At 65.2% G+C, this 16,591-nt stretch carries 16 protein-coding genes and 1 tRNA gene; 11 read left to right on the forward strand and 6 right to left on the reverse strand.

Annotation, left to right across the window (positions count from 1 at the left end; genetic code table 11):
- Window positions 1-26: 26 nt before the first annotated feature.
- Window positions 27-200: a thiazole synthase gene (locus G6N36_RS00890; RefSeq protein WP_163684186.1), complete on the forward strand. Its 174-nt coding sequence runs from the start codon at window positions 27-29 to the stop codon at window positions 198-200.
- A 59-nt stretch (window positions 201-259) separates the two neighbouring features.
- Here G6N36_RS00890 and G6N36_RS00895 read toward each other — a convergent pair whose 3' ends face one another.
- Both G6N36_RS00895 and G6N36_RS00900 read right to left on the reverse strand, forming a co-directional pair.
- Window positions 260-1,099, reverse strand: coding sequence for a hypothetical protein (locus G6N36_RS00895; protein ID WP_163684188.1), 840 nt, complete (start codon window positions 1,097-1,099; stop codon window positions 260-262).
- A gap of 132 nt (window positions 1,100-1,231) precedes the next feature.
- The gene (locus G6N36_RS00900; protein WP_163684190.1) at window positions 1,232-3,154 is read right to left on the reverse strand and encodes an acyl-CoA dehydrogenase family protein; all 1,923 of its coding nucleotides are present in this window, start codon (window positions 3,152-3,154) and stop codon (window positions 1,232-1,234) included.
- Window positions 3,155-3,255: 101 nt separating this feature from the next.
- Between G6N36_RS00900 and G6N36_RS00905 the strand changes: the two genes are divergently transcribed.
- Window positions 3,256-3,969, forward strand: coding sequence for a VIT1/CCC1 transporter family protein (locus G6N36_RS00905; RefSeq protein WP_163684192.1), 714 nt, complete (start codon window positions 3,256-3,258; stop codon window positions 3,967-3,969).
- Window positions 3,969-5,075: an esterase-like activity of phytase family protein gene (locus G6N36_RS00910; protein WP_163690287.1), complete on the forward strand. Its 1,107-nt coding sequence runs from the start codon at window positions 3,969-3,971 to the stop codon at window positions 5,073-5,075. The genes G6N36_RS00905 and G6N36_RS00910 overlap by 1 nt, the downstream gene beginning before the upstream one ends.
- Here G6N36_RS00910 and G6N36_RS00915 read toward each other — a convergent pair.
- Window positions 5,070-6,275: an MFS transporter gene (locus tag G6N36_RS00915; RefSeq protein ID WP_163684193.1), complete on the reverse strand. Its 1,206-nt coding sequence runs from the start codon at window positions 6,273-6,275 to the stop codon at window positions 5,070-5,072. The genes G6N36_RS00910 and G6N36_RS00915 overlap by 6 nt on opposite strands.
- Before the next feature lie 68 nt (window positions 6,276-6,343).
- Window positions 6,344-6,781, reverse strand: a complete 438-nt coding sequence (locus G6N36_RS00920) for a MarR family winged helix-turn-helix transcriptional regulator (RefSeq protein ID WP_163684195.1) — start codon at window positions 6,779-6,781, stop codon at window positions 6,344-6,346.
- A gap of 109 nt (window positions 6,782-6,890) precedes the next feature.
- Between G6N36_RS00920 and G6N36_RS00925 the strand changes: the two genes are divergently transcribed.
- The 6 genes from G6N36_RS00925 (at window position 6,891) to G6N36_RS00950 (ending at window position 13,660) form a co-directional block, all read left to right on the forward strand.
- The gene (locus G6N36_RS00925) at window positions 6,891-8,939 is read left to right on the forward strand and encodes an ABC transporter ATP-binding protein (protein WP_163684197.1); all 2,049 of its coding nucleotides are present in this window, start codon (window positions 6,891-6,893) and stop codon (window positions 8,937-8,939) included.
- Window positions 8,936-9,784, forward strand: coding sequence for a CbiQ family ECF transporter T component (locus G6N36_RS00930; RefSeq protein WP_163684199.1), 849 nt, complete (start codon window positions 8,936-8,938; stop codon window positions 9,782-9,784). The genes G6N36_RS00925 and G6N36_RS00930 overlap by 4 nt, the downstream gene beginning before the upstream one ends.
- A gap of 25 nt (window positions 9,785-9,809) precedes the next feature.
- The gene (locus G6N36_RS00935; protein ID WP_163684201.1) at window positions 9,810-11,327 is read left to right on the forward strand and encodes a TldD/PmbA family protein; all 1,518 of its coding nucleotides are present in this window, start codon (window positions 9,810-9,812) and stop codon (window positions 11,325-11,327) included.
- Window positions 11,328-11,330: 3 nt separating this feature from the next.
- Window positions 11,331-12,707, forward strand: a complete 1,377-nt coding sequence (locus tag G6N36_RS00940) for a TldD/PmbA family protein (RefSeq protein WP_163684204.1) — start codon at window positions 11,331-11,333, stop codon at window positions 12,705-12,707.
- 7 nt (window positions 12,708-12,714) lie between these two features.
- Window positions 12,715-13,560 (forward strand): carboxymuconolactone decarboxylase family protein, encoded by an 846-nt coding sequence (locus tag G6N36_RS00945; protein ID WP_179964688.1) that lies wholly within the window; start codon window positions 12,715-12,717, stop codon window positions 13,558-13,560.
- Between the two features lie 26 nt (window positions 13,561-13,586).
- A tRNA-Ile gene (locus G6N36_RS00950) sits at window positions 13,587-13,660 on the forward strand.
- A 43-nt stretch (window positions 13,661-13,703) separates the two neighbouring features.
- Here the strand turns inward: G6N36_RS00950 and G6N36_RS00955 are convergent.
- Window positions 13,704-14,867 carry a site-specific integrase gene (locus tag G6N36_RS00955; protein ID WP_163684205.1) on the reverse strand — a complete coding sequence of 388 codons (1,164 nt, stop codon included), beginning with the start codon at window positions 14,865-14,867 and terminating at the stop codon, window positions 13,704-13,706.
- 11 nt (window positions 14,868-14,878) lie between these two features.
- A complete protein-coding gene (locus tag G6N36_RS00960) occupies window positions 14,879-15,514 on the reverse strand; it encodes a helix-turn-helix domain-containing protein (protein WP_163684207.1) in 636 nt (211 codons plus the stop codon).
- Between the two features lie 146 nt (window positions 15,515-15,660).
- On the opposite strand from G6N36_RS00960, the gene G6N36_RS00965 reads away from it, so the two are divergent.
- On the forward strand, window positions 15,661-15,819 hold the full coding sequence (locus G6N36_RS00965) for a helix-turn-helix transcriptional regulator (protein ID WP_308205950.1): 159 nt from the start codon (window positions 15,661-15,663) through the stop codon (window positions 15,817-15,819).
- Window positions 15,820-15,882: 63 nt separating this feature from the next.
- Window positions 15,883-16,293: a hypothetical protein gene (locus tag G6N36_RS00970; RefSeq protein WP_163684209.1), complete on the forward strand. Its 411-nt coding sequence runs from the start codon at window positions 15,883-15,885 to the stop codon at window positions 16,291-16,293.
- Window positions 16,294-16,591 lie beyond the last annotated feature (298 nt).

Raw genomic sequence — 16,591 nt, forward strand, 5'->3', positions numbered from 1 at the left:
AAGGCGCGCGTCCGAACCTTTAGCCCATGTTGATACGACGCACCTCACCCTGGATCCTCGGAACCGCGATGGCCGCAGCCATCGCTCATTCCGCGTACGCCACGCAGATCGCTCAGGCTTTCGTTGACGCCTTCGAACCCGACCTCGACGCATGGGAGCACATCCCGGTGGGTCATGCCGCCGTGGAGCTGGCCAGTTAGTTACCTACCCGTACTGAGGCTTCGCGCCGCGAAGCCCCAGTACATGCAAGGCAGTTGACTTACCAGCAGGCTTGCCGACGATCGGCCTGGAACAGGTTGTCAGCGGCGCAGGGCCCGGCATTGGCCGACACCAGCTCGCGAATCTGGTTGTACAGATCGACGGTCGCGGTGGTGGCCAATCGCGCCGCGAGATCGAAGTTATTGATCGGCGGGTTGCTGCCCGGGACCTGGATCATGCCGCGCGGGCTGTTCCAGGCGTCCTTGTTCAACGTGGAGTGGCACTCGACGACACCCGGCGGCGGTCCGCCGGGAGGGCAGCCCCCCAGCAGGTCGTCGTGGTTGGCCAGGACGTCGAAGTAGCCGGTGTGCAGGCCCGGCGGGAAGGCTGCGGGGTCGCAGGTCGGCATCAGCGGGGGTGGCATCCGGTCCGGCTGGTTGATCGCGATGTTGTCTTCGACCCAATTGGAGTGGGAGTAGAAGTCCTGCAGCGCGTGCGCGAGCCCGCCGAACGCGGCGCGGGCGCCTGGACCGTCGACCAGGTCGCTGCCACCGGGGCCCGCGGGCCGGGCACCGGCCAGGATGATCGGGGTGAAGAAATTCCACGCCTCCTGCGTCATGTTGCAGATCTCGACGGGATTGTTGGCACCGTCGATGTGGCGGAACTCGTCGGAGAAGAACGCGTCGCTGCCGACCGCACCGGCGCCCGGCGGCGGGCCGACCAGAATTTGGGCGATCGCCGTCTGATCAACCCCGAGGGGCTGCAGCGCGTCGCGGGTGACGCGCTCATGGTTCTGGATCTGGAAAGCCTGGGCCGGCGGCGCGAGGGCACCGACGACGGCGGTTGCGGCCGCGACGACAGCAACCGAGAGACCCAACCGGGACGGGCGGAACGAGAACATCAATTACCTCCCCTAGTGCCTGGCAGGTCCGCGCGGACCAGCGATGCTGAATTCTGTCAGCGTCTGCCAAGGAGCATCTCAGAATTCGCCGGATTTGTGACGCGCAGCACGAACAGGTGGGGCGGATGTTGCCTATGTGTCGATGATGTTCTCCGGATGCAGCATCTCGGCGTAGCGAAGCTGCTCCGGTATGCCAAAGCCCTCGACCAGTAACTCCGCGTAGGGCCGGAGGTTGCGGCACCGCTCGTTGACGCCGCGGGTGACGGCTTTGGCGCGCTCGGTCGACAGGAAGCGGTGCTCCATGAACCACGCTCTGTCCTCTTCGATCACCGACAGCGCGTACAGGTCGCACACCATGTTCAGGATTTCGCGCGCCTCGTCGTCCTCGCACGAGTCGACGCCCGCCACGAACGCCTCGAGGATGATGCGGTCGATGTGCGCCCGCGCGGCGTGCAACACATGGTCCTGGACGGAGTTGAACGCGTCGAACGCGCTCATCTCCTTGGACTTGCCCTGCAGGCGTCGGGCCACCGTCGCGAGGATGTACTCCTCGCGGTCCTCGAACATCTTGACCTGGGTGCCGCGGTTGAACAGGCTGCCCTCTTCTTCGTTGTCCTGCCGGGTGTCGAGGATGGTCTGCATGATCGTCTCGGCCGCAGTGCGTTTGAGCACCCGCTCGCCGGCGAAGTTGGCCGCGAAGCGCACCCATTCGACCGGGCTCATACCCTTGATGTCGTCGGCGTAGGCGGTCAGCAGTTCTTTGGCGACGAGCTGGGTCAGCACGTGGTTGTCACCCTCGAAGGTGGTGAACACGTCGGTGTCAGCCTTCAGCGCGATCAGCCGGTTCTCGGCGAGATAACCTGCGCCGCCGCAGGCTTCACGCGCCTCCTGGATCGCGCGCGTCGCGTGCCAGGTGTTGGCGGCCTTCAATCCCGCCGCCCGCGACTCGAGCTCACGCTGTTCCTCGGCATCGGGATCGTCGGCTGTCTGCAGCTCATGACATTTGGCGACGAGCTCGTTCTGCGCGAACTGAAGTGCATACGATTTCGCGATCAACGGGAACAACCGGCGCTGATGCACCAGGTAATCCATGATCAGCACCTCGCGGTCCGCGCCGGGCGCCTCGAACTGCCTGCGTTCCAACGCATATCGGGTCGCGATGTCCAGTGCGACCCGTGCGGCCGCCCCCGCACTCCCGCCGACGGTGACGCGGCCGCGTATCAGTGTCCCGAGCATCGTGAAGAACCGCCGGTTGGGGTTTTCGATCGGCGAGGAATACGTCCCGTCCTCGGCGACATCGGCGTACTTGTTGAGCAGGTTCTCGCGCGGGATGCGGACGTGGTCGAACTGGATGCGTCCGTTGTCCACGCCGGGCAAGCCGCCCTTGTAGTGGCAGTCACTGGTGGTCACGCCCGGCAGATCGTTGCCGTCGTCGTCGCGGATCGGTACCACGAAACAGTGCACCCCGTGCCCCTCCCCGTCGGGAGTGATCAGCTGTGCGAAAACCGCAGCGACACGGGCTGTTTCGGCGGCGCCGCCGATGTAGTCCTTGCGCGACGTGCGCGTGGGGGAGTCGATCACGAACTCTTGCGAGGCGGGATCGTAGGTCGCGGTGGTCTCCAGGGCCTGCACGTCGCTGCCGTGACCGGTCTCGGTCATCGCGAAACAACCCAGCAGATCAAGGTCGATGATCCGCTGCACGTATGCCTCGTGGTGGCGTTCGGTGCCGAGATTCTCGACGGCACCGCCGAACAGCCCCCACTGCACACCGGCCTTGACCATCAGCGACAGGTCGGACATGGCGAGCATCTCGATCTGGGTCACCGCCGCGCCGACGTCGCCGTTGCCGCCGTGCTCCTTCTTGAACCCGTCTTCTGCCGCGCCCTGCGAAGCCATGATCTTCAGCTGTTCGGCCACTTTGGTGCGAGCGATGACGGTGTTCGGTGTGTAATGCGGTTTGAAGACCTCGCTGGAGAGTTCCTCGCGCATCTGGTTCTTCACATCGCGCCAGCGGCCGTCGAGGGCGTTGCGTAGATGTTCCGCAGTGGTGGTCATAACTCGACCGTAGCCTTTTGAAGGCCCGGCGAAACTGTGATGTGGAAAACCTAGGCAAACCTTGCTAGACCAGCCGAAACCGGTCGCGTTAAATCGACCTCATGTCCGCACCGACCGGCGCTCCGCACTTGTCATCACACCGACACGCCGATGTGACTGGGGGCTGGCTGCGCGCGGCGACGTTCGGGGCGATGGACGGCCTTGTCAGCAACACCGCCCTGATCGCGGGTGTCGCCGCAGCGGCCAGCGCGCACACCGTCGTGATCAGCGGCGTGGCCGGGCTGTTGGCCGGCGCATTCTCGATGGCGCTGGGCGAGTACACCTCGGTGGCGACGGCCAACGAGCAGATCGAGTCCGAGGTCCTGGTCGAGCGACGGGCGTTCGAAAAGCACCCGCAGGCCGAAAAGGCCGAGTTGGTGGCGATGCTGATGGACATGGGGATGACCCGCGAAACCGCGAGCAAGGCCGCCGAGGAGGTTCACCGCGACGAGAACGTCGCCCTGAACTTTCATCTCGTGCAGGAACTCGGCGTCGATCCGCGTGAGAAGCCGTCGCCCTGGGTGGCCGCCGGCTCGTCGTTCGTGATGTTTGCGATCGGTGCGATCATCCCGCTGATCCCGTACCTGCTCGGAGTCGAATCGCTATGGCCGGGGCTGTTGTGCGGCGGCATCGGGCTGCTCGTCGCCGGTGGGCTGGCGTCGCGCTTCACCAAGAGGCCGCTGTGGTTTGGGGCGTTGCGGCAACTTGCATTCGGCGCTGTCGCGATCGCCGCCACCTACGCCGTGGGAAGCCTCGTCGGTACAGTCATCGCGTGATGCGACTGCGGTGCAGCCTGATGGCGGCCGCCTTGCTACTTTCCGCCTGCAGCACCGCATCGGTGTCGTCGACCGGCTTGGAGTACCTCGGGCAGATCAACTTCCCGACCAGCTACGTCTTCGATGACACGACGGTCGGGGGACTGTCGGCGATCACCTACGACCCCGGCCGTCAGGTGTACTACATCATCAGCGACGACCGCTCGGCGAAGAACCCGGCAAGGTTCTACACCGTCGGAATCACGTTGAGCGACAACAGATTGGTTGGTATCGAGTGGCTCGATACCACCTCGTTGCTGGACCGGTCCGGCGCACCGTTTCCGCCGCTGTCGCCGGACGCCATGCCTCCGGTGATCCCGCCGGACCCCGAGGGCATCGCGTTCGACGAGCGCCGCCAACAGCTGTACTGGTCCAGCGAGGGCGAGCGGATCGTCGAGGATCCCGACCGGCCGCTGCTATTGGATCCTTGGGTTCGCGTTGCAGGACTCGACGGCGCATTCCGCAGCCAGTTCGCACTGCCTCCCGGGCTATCGATGTCCAAGCAGGAGACGGGACCCCGGAGGAACGCGGGCTTCGAAGGTCTGACGTTGACACCGAGTGGCAACTTCCTCGTCGCGGGAATGGAAGACCCGGGTCTCAACGACGGCGCCCCGCCGAGCGCCGGCACCGGTGCCCTCACCCGCGTCACCCGATTCGACGTCGCGACGGGCACCGCCACCGCGCAGTACGCCTACCCGCTCGACCCGATCACCGCGCCGAACGGCGACGCGAACGGACTGTCGGATCTCGTGGCGCTCGACGACGACAATTTCCTGGTGATCGAACGCTCGCACGGCACCCACAATGTCGCACGCATCTACCGGGCGGGCACCGCGGGCGCCGACAACATCCTGGACCGGCCCTCACTCGCGGATGCGCCGCCGAGCGCGATGACCAAGAGTCTGGTGGCCGATCTGTCGACGATTCCCCAGGTGCAGAACCTGGACAACGTCGAGGGAATCACGTTGGGTCCCAAGCTGTCGGACGGCAGGCAGGTCCTTGTGCTCGTCGCCGACGACAATTTCTCGGATGACCAGATGACGCAGTTCTACGCGTTCGCGCTATGAGTCGCTGCCGACGGAGATCGCGGTCGCCTCGCTGAGTTCGTCCAGGTCCTCATCGGCATCGATGCCGCGCAGATGCGACCGGCTGAGCGCCAGCACCCCGGCCGCCAGCAGCACCGCCGCCGCCCCGACCCAGTAGGGAGCATGGACGTTGACGCGTTCGCCGAGCACGCCTGCCAGCCAGGGCGCCATCGCGGCACCGGAGAACCGCACGAAGCTGTAAGCCGCTGAAGCGACGCCTCTTTCGACCGGTGCCGCCGTCATCACGGTCTCGGTGATCAGCGTGTTGTTGATGCCGATGAAAAGGCCGGCCACCACGACGCAGGTCGCCAGCACAGCTTTGTTCTCGGTGGCGACGGCCATCGCCGCCAGAGTGGCGGTCATGGCCAAGAGATTCACGAGCAGCGTCGGCACGGTCCCGAAGCGGCGCTGCAGCCGCGGCGCGACGACCACCGACGTGAACGCCAGCGCCACACCCCAACCGAAGAAGATCAGACCGATCTCGTGCGCGCTCATGTCGAGCGGAAACGGGGTGAAGGCCAGCAGCGTGAAGAAGCTGAAGTTGTACAGCAGCGCGGTGATAGCGACGCCGAGCAGACCGCGGTGGCGCAGCGCACGGAACGGGTCGGCCAATGTCGTCGCTCGTTCGGCCGGAGGTGTGGACGGCAGCAGCAATGCCGTGACGACGACGGCGAACGCCATCAACGCCGACACCCCGAAGAACGGTCCGCGCCACGAGATCGACCCGAGCACCCCGCCGACCAGCGGGCCGACCGCGATGCCGACACCCAGCGCCGCCTCGTACAGGATGATCGCCTGCGCCACCGAACCGCGCGCGGAGTTGACGATCGTCGCCAACGCCGTCGCGATGAACAGCGCGTTACCCAGGCCCCAAAGTGCCCGCCAGCCGACGATTTCGGTCACGGTTTCCGACATGCCGGCCAGGCCGGCGCCCGCGATGATCACCACGAGTCCAAGCAGCAGAGTGCGTTTGGGGCCGATGCGGCTCGCCACGACGCCGGTGATGAGCATCGCGACGCCCATCACCGCCATATAACTGGTGAACAACAACGACACCTGCGACGGCGACGCGTTCAGGTTGTCGGCGATCGGCTTGAGGATCGGGTCGACCAGACCGATACCCATGAACGCGACGACGGACGCGAAGGCAACGGCCCAAACAGCTTTGGGTTGACGCCACATACTTTCCTATCTTGCGATTTCGGTGCGCTCACGATCGCTCAGCGACGGCTAGCGCACCGAAATCGCTGTCATTTGGCGGCGGTGGGGGAGGCCGCGTCCGCAAGCAATCCGCGCAACACGCGGACCGCCTCGCTGAGCGCCTGCCGATCCGAGGCGTCCAGACGCTCCAGGTACGGCTCGATGGCGGCCTCGCGGTCGACGCGCACCTGCCTCAGCGTCTCGACTCCCTTGGACGTGATCTGGACCAGCACGGCCCGCGCATCGTCGGGGTCGACGGTGCGTGACACGTAACCCCCGTCTTCGAGCCTGCGCACCTGGGTCGTCATCGTCGGCTGCGAGCAGTGATCCAGCACCGCGAGATCCGATATCCGGGTCGGCCCCTGGTCTTCGATCGTCGACAGCAGCCGCGCCTGCGCGAAGGGCAGGGGTAGCCGGGCGCGCTGAGTGGCCAGTCGGTTGATCCGGGCGACCACATGCAGCAGGTCGGCGCCGAGGGTCTGAGTCATGACCGCGATATTACATAGCCTTGCTATGCAGCCCAAACGGACGGCAGACCCATTGCTGGTCGCAGCACGGCAACGACCGTTCTTAAAAACCGCCTGGCAGAATCGTGCAATGGCCGTGACCGGGGATTCGGGCGTGACTCGCCGTTCCGGCGCGCTGAGCCCGGGTGAACTGGCTCAGGCGTCGGTGATCGCGGCGCTGTCCGCGGCCATCGCGATCATCGCCGTCGTCGTGCCATTCGCCGCGGGCCTGTCGTTGCTCGGCACCGTCCCGTTGGGCCTGCTGGCTTACCGCTTTCGGCTGCGCGTGCTGCTCACCGCCACCGTGGCGGGTGCGATCATCGCGTTTCTGATCGCCGGTATGGGCGGGTTCATGACCGTCGTCAACTGCGCCTACATCGGCGGACTCGCCGGCATTGTCAAGCGCCGCGGCCGCGGGACGATCACCGTCTTCCTCTGTTCACTGGTCGCCGGCGCGATCTCCGGCGTGGTGGTGGTGACGGCGCTCACGATTCTGGTACGGCTGCGCCACCTGATCTTCGAATCGGTCACCGCCAACGTCGACGGATTGGCCGCGATCATCGCGCGCATCCCCGACATGGAGGGTTTGGCCGAGCAGCTCAAGCGCGATTTCGCCACCGCGCTGGACTACTGGCCGCTGCTCTTCTTCGCATCGTCGGTGTGGTCGGTCGTCTTCGTCACACTCATCGGGTGGTGGGCGCTGTCGCGGGTGATGGCCCGACTGGTCGCCATTCCCGACGTGCACAAGCTCGAATCTTCGACCGACACCGGAACCATCGCTCCCGTGCCGACACAATTGCGGGACGTCCGCTTCCGGTATCCGAACGCCGACCACGACGCGCTCGGTCCGGTTTCGTTGAACGTCGAACCCGGTGAGCACCTCGCGATCACCGGCGCGAACGGTTCGGGCAAGACCACGTTGATGCTGCTGCTGGCCGGCCGCGAACCCACATCGGGCCGCATCGACCGGCCCGGCGGCGTCGGGCTCGGCCGGCTCGGCGGTACGGCGGTGATCATGCAGCACCCCGAGAGTCAGGTGCTCGGTACCCGGGTCGCCGACGACGTGGTGTGGGGTCTGCCGCCGGGGACGACCACGGACATCCCCAAGCTGCTCGGCGAGGTCGGGCTGGACGGGCTCGCCGAGCGCGACACGGGCGGTCTGTCGGGCGGCGAGCTGCAGCGGCTCGCGGTCGCTGGGGCGCTGGCCCGTGAACCGTCGCTGCTGATCGCCGACGAAGTGACCAGCATGGTCGACCAGGAGGGCCGGGGCGCGCTGATGTCGGTGCTGTCCGGGCTGACGAAGCACCACGACATGTCGCTGGTGCACATCACCCACTACAACGACGAGGCGGATGCCGCCGATCGCGCCGTCAATCTGACCGGCAACGGTGGCGCCGCGGACAACACCGACATGGTGGAGACCGCCTCGGCGCCGGTGGCCACCGTCACCGGCCACCACCACGCCGACAAGCCGGTGCTCGAACTCCGTGGGGTCAACCACGAATACGGCAGCGGAACGCCTTGGGCCGCAATGGCGCTGCGCGACATCACCTTCACCGTCAACGAGGGCGACGGGTTGTTGATCCACGGACTCAACGGATCCGGAAAGTCGACGTTGGCCTGGATCATGGCGGGACTCACCGTCCCGACCGGCGGCAGCTGCCTGCTCGACGGTGCGCCGGTGTCCGATCAGGTTGGCGCCGTTGCCATCTCCTTCCAGGCGGCCCGCCTGCAGCTGATGCGCGGCCGGGTGGATCTCGAGATCGCCTCCGCGGCCGGGTTCTCGCCGCGTGACCGCAAGCGGGTGAGCGAGGCGCTGGCCACCGTCGGCCTGGACAAGGCGCTGGCGAAGCGGCGCATCGACCAACTGAGCGGCGGTCAGATGCGCCGCGTGGTGCTGGCCGGACTGCTGGCGCGCCAGCCCCGTGCGCTCATCCTCGACGAGCCCCTCGCCGGGCTGGATGCGGCGAGTCAGCGTGGGCTGCTACGGCTCCTGGGTGAGCTGCGACGCAACTTCGGGCTGACCATCGTCATCATCTCCCACGACTTCTCGGGTCTCGAGGACGTGTGCCCACGCACCCTGCATCTGCGCAACGGGGTGCTGGCGGCGACACCGACGGTGGCGGGAGACAGATCGTGACCGCACCGACCGCGAACAAAAGGCAGCGCAGGCCGGTGGTGCTGCTGCGCCCCGTGCCGGGTAACAGCGCCATCCATCGGCTGTGGGCCGGAACGAAACTGCTCATGGTGGCGGCCATCGGCATCCTGATGACCTTCTATCCGGGGTGGGTTCCGATCGGTGCGGTTGCCGTGCTGGTGCTCATCGCCGCGCGAACCGCGCGGATACCCCGCGGCGTGCTGCCGTCCATCCCGGGCTGGCTCTGGATTTTGTTGTTCTTCGGCGGTCTCACAGCGACTTTCGCGGGTGGAAGCCCCGTGATCGACGTCGGTTCGGTCGAGGTCGGGCTCGGCGGGCTGTTCAACTTCCTGCGGATCACGGCACTGTCGATCGTTCTGCTCGGGCTGGGCGCCATGGTGTCGTGGACGACCAATGTCGCCGAAATCGCCCCCGCCGTAGCCAAATTGGGCCGGCCGCTTAAGGTGCTGCGCATACCGGTCGATGAGTGGGCGGTGGCGCTGGCGTTGGCGCTACGCGCATTTCCGATGCTGATCGACGAATTCCGCGTCCTCTATGCGGCGCGCAGGCTGCGACCCAAAGAGCGGGCGGCCACCAGGCGAGGACGCTTCCGCGCCGCGATGCTCGAGCTTGTCGACCTGCTCGCAGCGGCAGTCACCGTCGCACTGCGGCGGGCTGACGAGATGGGCGACGCGATCACCGCCCGCGGCGGCGTCGGGCAGATCTCGGCGGCGCCGTCGGGTCCGAAGGCGATCGACTGGTGGGCGTTCCTGATCGTCGGGCTGGTGTGCGCGACGGCGCTCGTGCTGGAGTTGACGATTCTGGGCACCAGCGCCGTCACGAGGTGAGTTCGGCCGCTATTACGGTGGTGGCGTGACAGCGCAACGCCAAGTCGATCCCGACTTCCTCGAGCTGCCGCGCCATGAGCTGGCCGATGCGGCGTTATCTGCGGCGAAGGCCGCCGGAGCCAGCTATGCCGACCTGCGCATACACGCGATCACGACGGAGCACATCCAGCTGCGCGACGGCGAGCTGGAGGCGGCGGTGGTCAACCGCGAGATCGGGTTGGCGGTGCGGGTGATCGTCGACGGCACATGGGGCTTCGCCTCGCACGCGGAGCTGCATCCTGGTACGGCCGCCGAGACCGCGCGCAGGGCCGTCCACGTCGCGGCGACGCTGAAGCCGTTGAACGCGGAGCGTGTCGAGCTGGCGCCCGAGCCGGTGTACTCGGACGTCAGCTGGGTGTCCAGCTACCGCATCGACCCGTTCGCCGTCTCCGCGGCGGACAAGATCGCGGTGCTCGGCGAGTACTCCGCCCGGCTGATGGCCGCCGACGGTGTGGATCACGTGTCGGCAGGGCTTCATGCCATGAAGGAGCAGACCTTCTACGCCGATACGTTCGGCTCGTCGATCACCCAGCAGCGGGTGCGGCTGATGCCGACGCTGGACGCCGTCACGGTGGACGCGGCGGCAGGGTCGTTCGAGACGATGCGCACATTGGTGCCGCCAATGGCGCGGGGCTGGGAGGTCGTCGCGGGCGATGACGTGTGGAACTGGACCGACGAGCTGATGCAGCTACCGTCCCTGCTGGCGGAAAAGGCCAAAGCACCCAGCGTTTCGGCGGGACCGACGGATCTGGTGATCGACCCGACCAATCTGTGGCTGACGATCCACGAGTCCATTGGGCACGCCACCGAATACGACCGCGCGATCGGCTACGAGTCCGCGTACGCAGGCACGTCCTTCGCCACCCCGGACAAGCTGGGCACCATGCGCTACGGATCGCCGGTGATGAATGTCACCGCCGATCGCACCGTCGAATACGGTTTGGCCAGTGTCGGTTACGACGACGACGGAGTGGCCGCGCAGAGCTGGGATTTGGTGCGCGAGGGCATCTTTGTCGGCTATCAACTGGATCGGGTGTTCGCGCCCCGGCTCGGCGTCGCACGCTCGAACGGCTGCTCGTATGCCGACTCGCCGCATCACGTGCCCATTCAGCGGATGGCCAATGTGTCGCTGCAGCCCGGTACCGATGAGCTGAGCACCGACGATCTCATCGCCCGCGTGCAGGACGGCATCTACATCGTCGGTGACAAGTCGTGGTCGATCGACATGCAGCGCTACAACTTTCAGTTCACCGGACAGCGGTTCTTCCGGATTCGTGACGGCCGCCTCGACGGTCAGCTGCGCGACGTCGCGTACCAGGCGACCACGACAGACTTCTGGGGATCGATGGAAGCGGTCGGCGGGCCGTCGACGTGGCGCCTCGGCGGCGCGTTCAACTGCGGCAAGGCACAGCCCGGCCAGGTGGCGGCGGTCAGTCACGGCTGTCCGTCGGCGCTGTTCCGCGGGGTGAACGTCCTCAATACGCGCGACGAGTCGGGACGGTAGTCGGTGATCGGAGCACAGCAAGTGGTCGAGCGTGCGCTGGCCGAGGCCGGCCGACTGGGTAAGGCCGACGAGACCGTTGTCTTGGTGACCGACCGCTCAGACGCCTCGTTGCGGTGGGCGGGTAATTCTATGACCACCAACGGTGAATCGGTGAGCCGCACCACCGCCGTGATATCGATTGTGCGCCAAGGAAACACGGCGCGGGTCGGGTCGGTGCGGTCGAGTGACGTGGACCCGTCGTCGATTGCCGGTCTGGTGGCGGCATCACAGGAGGCGGCGCTGTCGGCGCTCGAGGCACCAGATACCGCGCCACCGTTGCCCGCCGGCGATGCGTCTGATGATTGGGACGATCCGGTGGCGGGCACGAGCGTGGAGGCCTTCCTCGGCGTGGCGGGCAGCCTCGCGGCGCGGGGATTCAGTGGGGCGGATCAGCTGTACGGGTTCGCCCGGCACGACGTCGAGACGACGTTCCTGGCCACCTCGACCGGGCTGCGGCGGCGCCATACCCAGCCGACCGGCTCGGTGGAGATCAACGGCAAGCGTGACGACGCCAGCGCGTGGGTGGGTTTCAGCACCCCCGATTTCGATGATGTGCCAACGGATTCGATGCTCGAACGACTGTCCACGCGGCTGAGCTGGGCGCACCGCAGCGTCGAACTGCCTGCCGGGCGGTACGAGACGATCATGCCGCCGTCGGCGGTGGCGGACATGATGATCTACCTGTGGTGGACGATGGACGGCCGCGGCGCCGAGGAGGGCCGGACGGCACTGTCGGCTCCCGGTGGTGGGACGCGGGTGGGGGAGCGGCTCACCGATCTTCCGCTGACGCTGTACTCCGATCCGTTCGCCGAGGGGTTGGCGTGCACGCCTTTCGTCACCGCGTCGGCGTCGTCGGAGCGCGCGTCGGTGTTCGACAACGGAATGGACATCGGGCGTGTGGACTGGATCCGGGACGGCACGATCAGCACGCTGGCCTATCCGCGAGCGTCGGCCGCGGAGTTCGGCGCGCCGGTCGCGGTGCCGGCGGACAATCTGCTGATGACCGGCGGGACCGCCAGCCTGGCGGACATGATCGCGAGCACCGAGCGCGGCCTGCTGCTGACGACGCTGTGGTACATCCGCGAGGTCGACCCGGCGGTGCTGCTGCTGACGGGCCTGACCCGCGACGGCGTGTACCTGGTGGAAGACGGTGAGGTGACGGCCGCCGTCAACAACTTCCGGTTCAACGAGAGCCCGCTGGACCTGTTGCGGCGGGCCACCGAGGCCGGCGCCACGGACCGTACGCTGCCCAGGGAATGGGGTGACTGGGTGACGCGGGTGACGATGCCGTCGCTGCGAATCCCCGACTTCCACATGTCCTCGGTGAGCCAGGCGCAATAATCCTGGGGTGAGTGACGAGAATCTGGCCGAGCGGATCGGCGCCCTGGTGGCGATGTCGTCGGGGGACGGGCGAGTCGACACCCTGATGCGGCTGACGTGCGGCAGGGCGTTGGGTTTGCATCCGCTGCCGATGGAGGTCGATCTGGTCGACGGGGCGGCCGACCACGAGCCGATTGTGTGCGCGTTCACCGAGCAGTTCGCCGTCGACGTGACGGGCATCGGTGACAACCAGCGCAAGCAGCTGGCGGCGGCCCTGGGGGACAACGTGTTTCGAACCGTGGTGATGATCTTCGTCGCCGATTTCGTCCCGCGGGTGTGGGCGGCGTTCGAGGCGCTGGGGCTGCGCAGTCACGGCAACCGCGGCACCGTCGAGTGGGACCACGAGTCCGATCCGACCGACGCGCTGCTCAACGGGTTCCTGCCCGCGGTGGCGCGGCTGCGGGGGCTGGATCCGGTGACGACGGAGGTCGTGCGGCTGCGGGGTGCGACGCAGCACAATTGCCGGCTGTGCAAGTCGCGCCGGGAGACCAACGCGCTGGACGCCGGCGGATCAGAGGATCTGTACAGCGAAATCGAGCAGTACGAGTCGTCGGAGAAGTTGACCGATGCGCACAAGGCGGCGTTGCGGTTCGTCGACGCCATGATCTGGTCACCGTCGCAGATCAGCCCCGACCTCGCCGCGGAGGTTCGCCGGCACTTCTCGGAGGATCAGGCGTTCGAGTTGACTCTGGACATCATGCGTAACGCCGCCAACAAAATCATGGTGTCGCTGGGGGTGGATGCCCCGCTCGTGACCGACGGCACCGAACTGTTCTCTGTCGATGCCGACGGGCAGACGGTCTCCGCGGTCTAGCGCATGCGAATATAGGTGCCGCATCAGGGGCGGTAGCTCAGTTGGTTAGAGCCGTGGACTCATAATCCATTGGTCGCGGGTTCGAGCCCCGCCCGCCCCACTTCAGAGGGTATTTTTGTGGACATAGGGATGTGATCCATCGTTTATTCATCGTTTATGGTGCGGTCCAGTAGCTCGGCAACTTCGGTGTGGACCCGTCCTCTACTCATGTAGCGGTCCTGAGTCATTGACACCCGCGAGTGCCCAAGGTGATCAGCGCTGACCCTTGCTGACAGTCCCGCGTCGTCGGCCAGCGTCGCGATCGTCTTGCGGAACGAGTGAGTCGTCGAGTCCGGAACACCGAGCTGGTCGCGCACCCGCCGCCATTGCTTTGCGAAGTTGTTGGGGTCACGCAGCGTGCCAGCAATTGACGGGAAGATCACTGGCAGCTCGCCGCTGTAGAGGTGTCCACGCCGTCGTTGCAGTGCTTCGACGGCAAATTGAGGGAGCGGTATCGTGCGCCGCCCGGCGTTGGTCTTGGTTTCGTCTACGCGTACTAGTCCCTTGCCCGCAACTCTGATGACCTTGCCGGTGACGTGGATCGTGCCGGTTACGTCGTTGAAGTCTTCCCAACGCAAACCAAGCAGCTCTGACCGGCGTAATCCTGTGCCGATAAGCACCGTGATGGGGTCGACAAGGTCGTTGTGTTGGCAATAGTCGTCAGACCGCAAGTTCGTCAGCAGTCTGCGCAATTCGTCGGCCGTTAACGCGGCCGCCCCGACGGGTGCTCGGGTTTTGATTGGTTGAATGTCGCGCACAGGATTCGCGCTAAGGATGTTGGCCATCACCGCAAGCTGTAAAGCGCCGCGAAGGATCGTCTTCGCCTGGCGTGCCATGGTGGCACCGTGGGCCGTGCGCACCGATCGGATCGCGGCATCGATGCGGGAAGTTGACGCTTCGCGAACGCGGATGCCGCCGATGAGCTTGTTCAGCTTCGCCGCCGCGAACCTGTAGGTATCAAGGGTCACGGGGGACCGGCCATCTTCGGCAAGCCGTTCCAAGTGTCGTTCAATCAGCACGACGACTCGAGTTTCGAGCGTGAAGTCGTCGGCAAGTGCGGGCTGACGGTCCTTTAAAGACTGGATGAGTACGTCCTCTGCCAACTTGCCGTATTGATCGAATTCATCCAGCGGGCCACGTCTTTCGACAATGCGCGTCACGCCGTCAGCGTCGCGATAGCGGCACCGGGCTAGCCACGCGCCGTTACCAAGCTTGGTGCGATTGATCTTGCCGTACCGCCCGATCCGCAGCGGCGGTCTACCCGCCATCGTTGATAGCCCTAAGGTTTGTCGTACTCGTCATAGTTGCCTGTTTCTAGGGCCTCTCGAATTTCATCGAACATTTGGCGGCTGATCCGGCCACGCTGCTGAGCGTTGGCTCCTCGCCCGGCTCGACGGTCGCGTTCGGTTGCAAAACTGGTGTTCCACAACGACATTGCGACCTCTCTAAGGAGGGGTTTCGATATTCTCAACGTCTTGGCCGCCCGCTTATCTGTCTCGCTCCATGCGTCGTACTTCGCCTGAAATTCGGGCTTGACGTGAAAGAAATTCGGATCCATTTCGTACGGACGCGGTCCGAACTGAACATCGACCACATCCCCGGCAAGGAGTTGGCCCAACTGTTCACTCGTCACGATGAGGTTTTCGTTCATCTCTATTGGGCGCTCATGACTGATGAGGTCGTGAAGCGTCACACCACGGCTGTCAAGATCAGTGAACGCCAGGCTAACAGCGACCAGTGTTGCAATGTTGGCGGCGACGCGACCGGCCTCCAGGTCGGCTACGCGTGATTCGCTCCACCTCAGCCCCCTGTTGCGAGTCGCGATAGCAACCTGTTCGAGGGTGAAGCCGCCCGACAGCCTGATCGCACGCGCATTCCTGCCTATCACTTGGGCCAGCGAATCCTGAGCAACCATATTCTCAGGCTACTGGAAATACGATGGCTTGACAATCGGGCGATCGCAGGCGTATACCGGACGCAGAACCTTGTTGATTCGCTATAGCTTGAGGAAATGCATTGACAGAGGTAATCAAGGCACCTGCCCTCGCGACTCCTCGCGAAGTGGCCGAATACCTGCGCACTACAGTCGCCGCGCTGGCGCAACTGCGGTATCGGGGCACAGGTCCGAAATTCTTATCCCTCGGCAGACGCGTCCTATATCGGTGGGCCGATGTCGAGGCATGGCTTGCCGAGTCGTTGCGCAACCGAACGGGGGAGTAGTTCCATGTCTGCTGCTAGCGCCGCCGTCACATCGACCAATCCATATCAGCCCACACGAGAGGGATGACATTGACCAACAACCACCCGGGAACGAATCGGACACCCGACGACGAAGAGCCATTGACCATCGAAGGCATCCTTCGTGGTGGATACGACTATCACGCGTTGATGAATCAAAGCCTCGATGACTCGAAATGGTTTGAAGACACGGGCATCCTAACGTTGGACAGCGGCGGCATTAGCCTGCATTTCGGCCCCACAAATCTGTTTCCTCCTCGGCCTCAATGGCAAGTCGCCATCTTCGCCGAAGATGTTGATGACCAGGATCCTGACGTCGCGGGGCACATTTGCAACTGCGGTCATGGCCCGCACGTGAAAGGCGACGAGCCTTGCTACCAAGTCATAAGACTTGGATACGACGACGCGATCAGACTTGCCAACCTAATTCTTAGTCGTGCTCGACCAGCTGTGTAGTCGGACAATGCTTTGGAGCGCTGCTGGGGAACACGACGCCGTACGCGCCTGCGGACCGCGATCCTGCGGATGCAACGCGTCGAGCATTCGGGGAGTCTTTTAAGCCTCTGAGAGGCAATGTCTTCGGCTCTCAAACTCCGCTTAAGGGGTGTGCGGGCGTGGAGAGCAAGCCCCAATAACAAAGGAAACATGATGCTTGTCGAGACTATTCAGTCAGCGGGTGGAACCTACTCGCAACGCCTACTCCGGTACGGAGCGAGTGATCCCAGAACGACGGAAGCCCTCCAGGATCTGCTGG

The organism is Mycolicibacterium gadium (assembly GCF_010728925.1).
Lineage (GTDB): Bacteria > Actinomycetota > Actinomycetes > Mycobacteriales > Mycobacteriaceae > Mycobacterium > Mycobacterium gadium.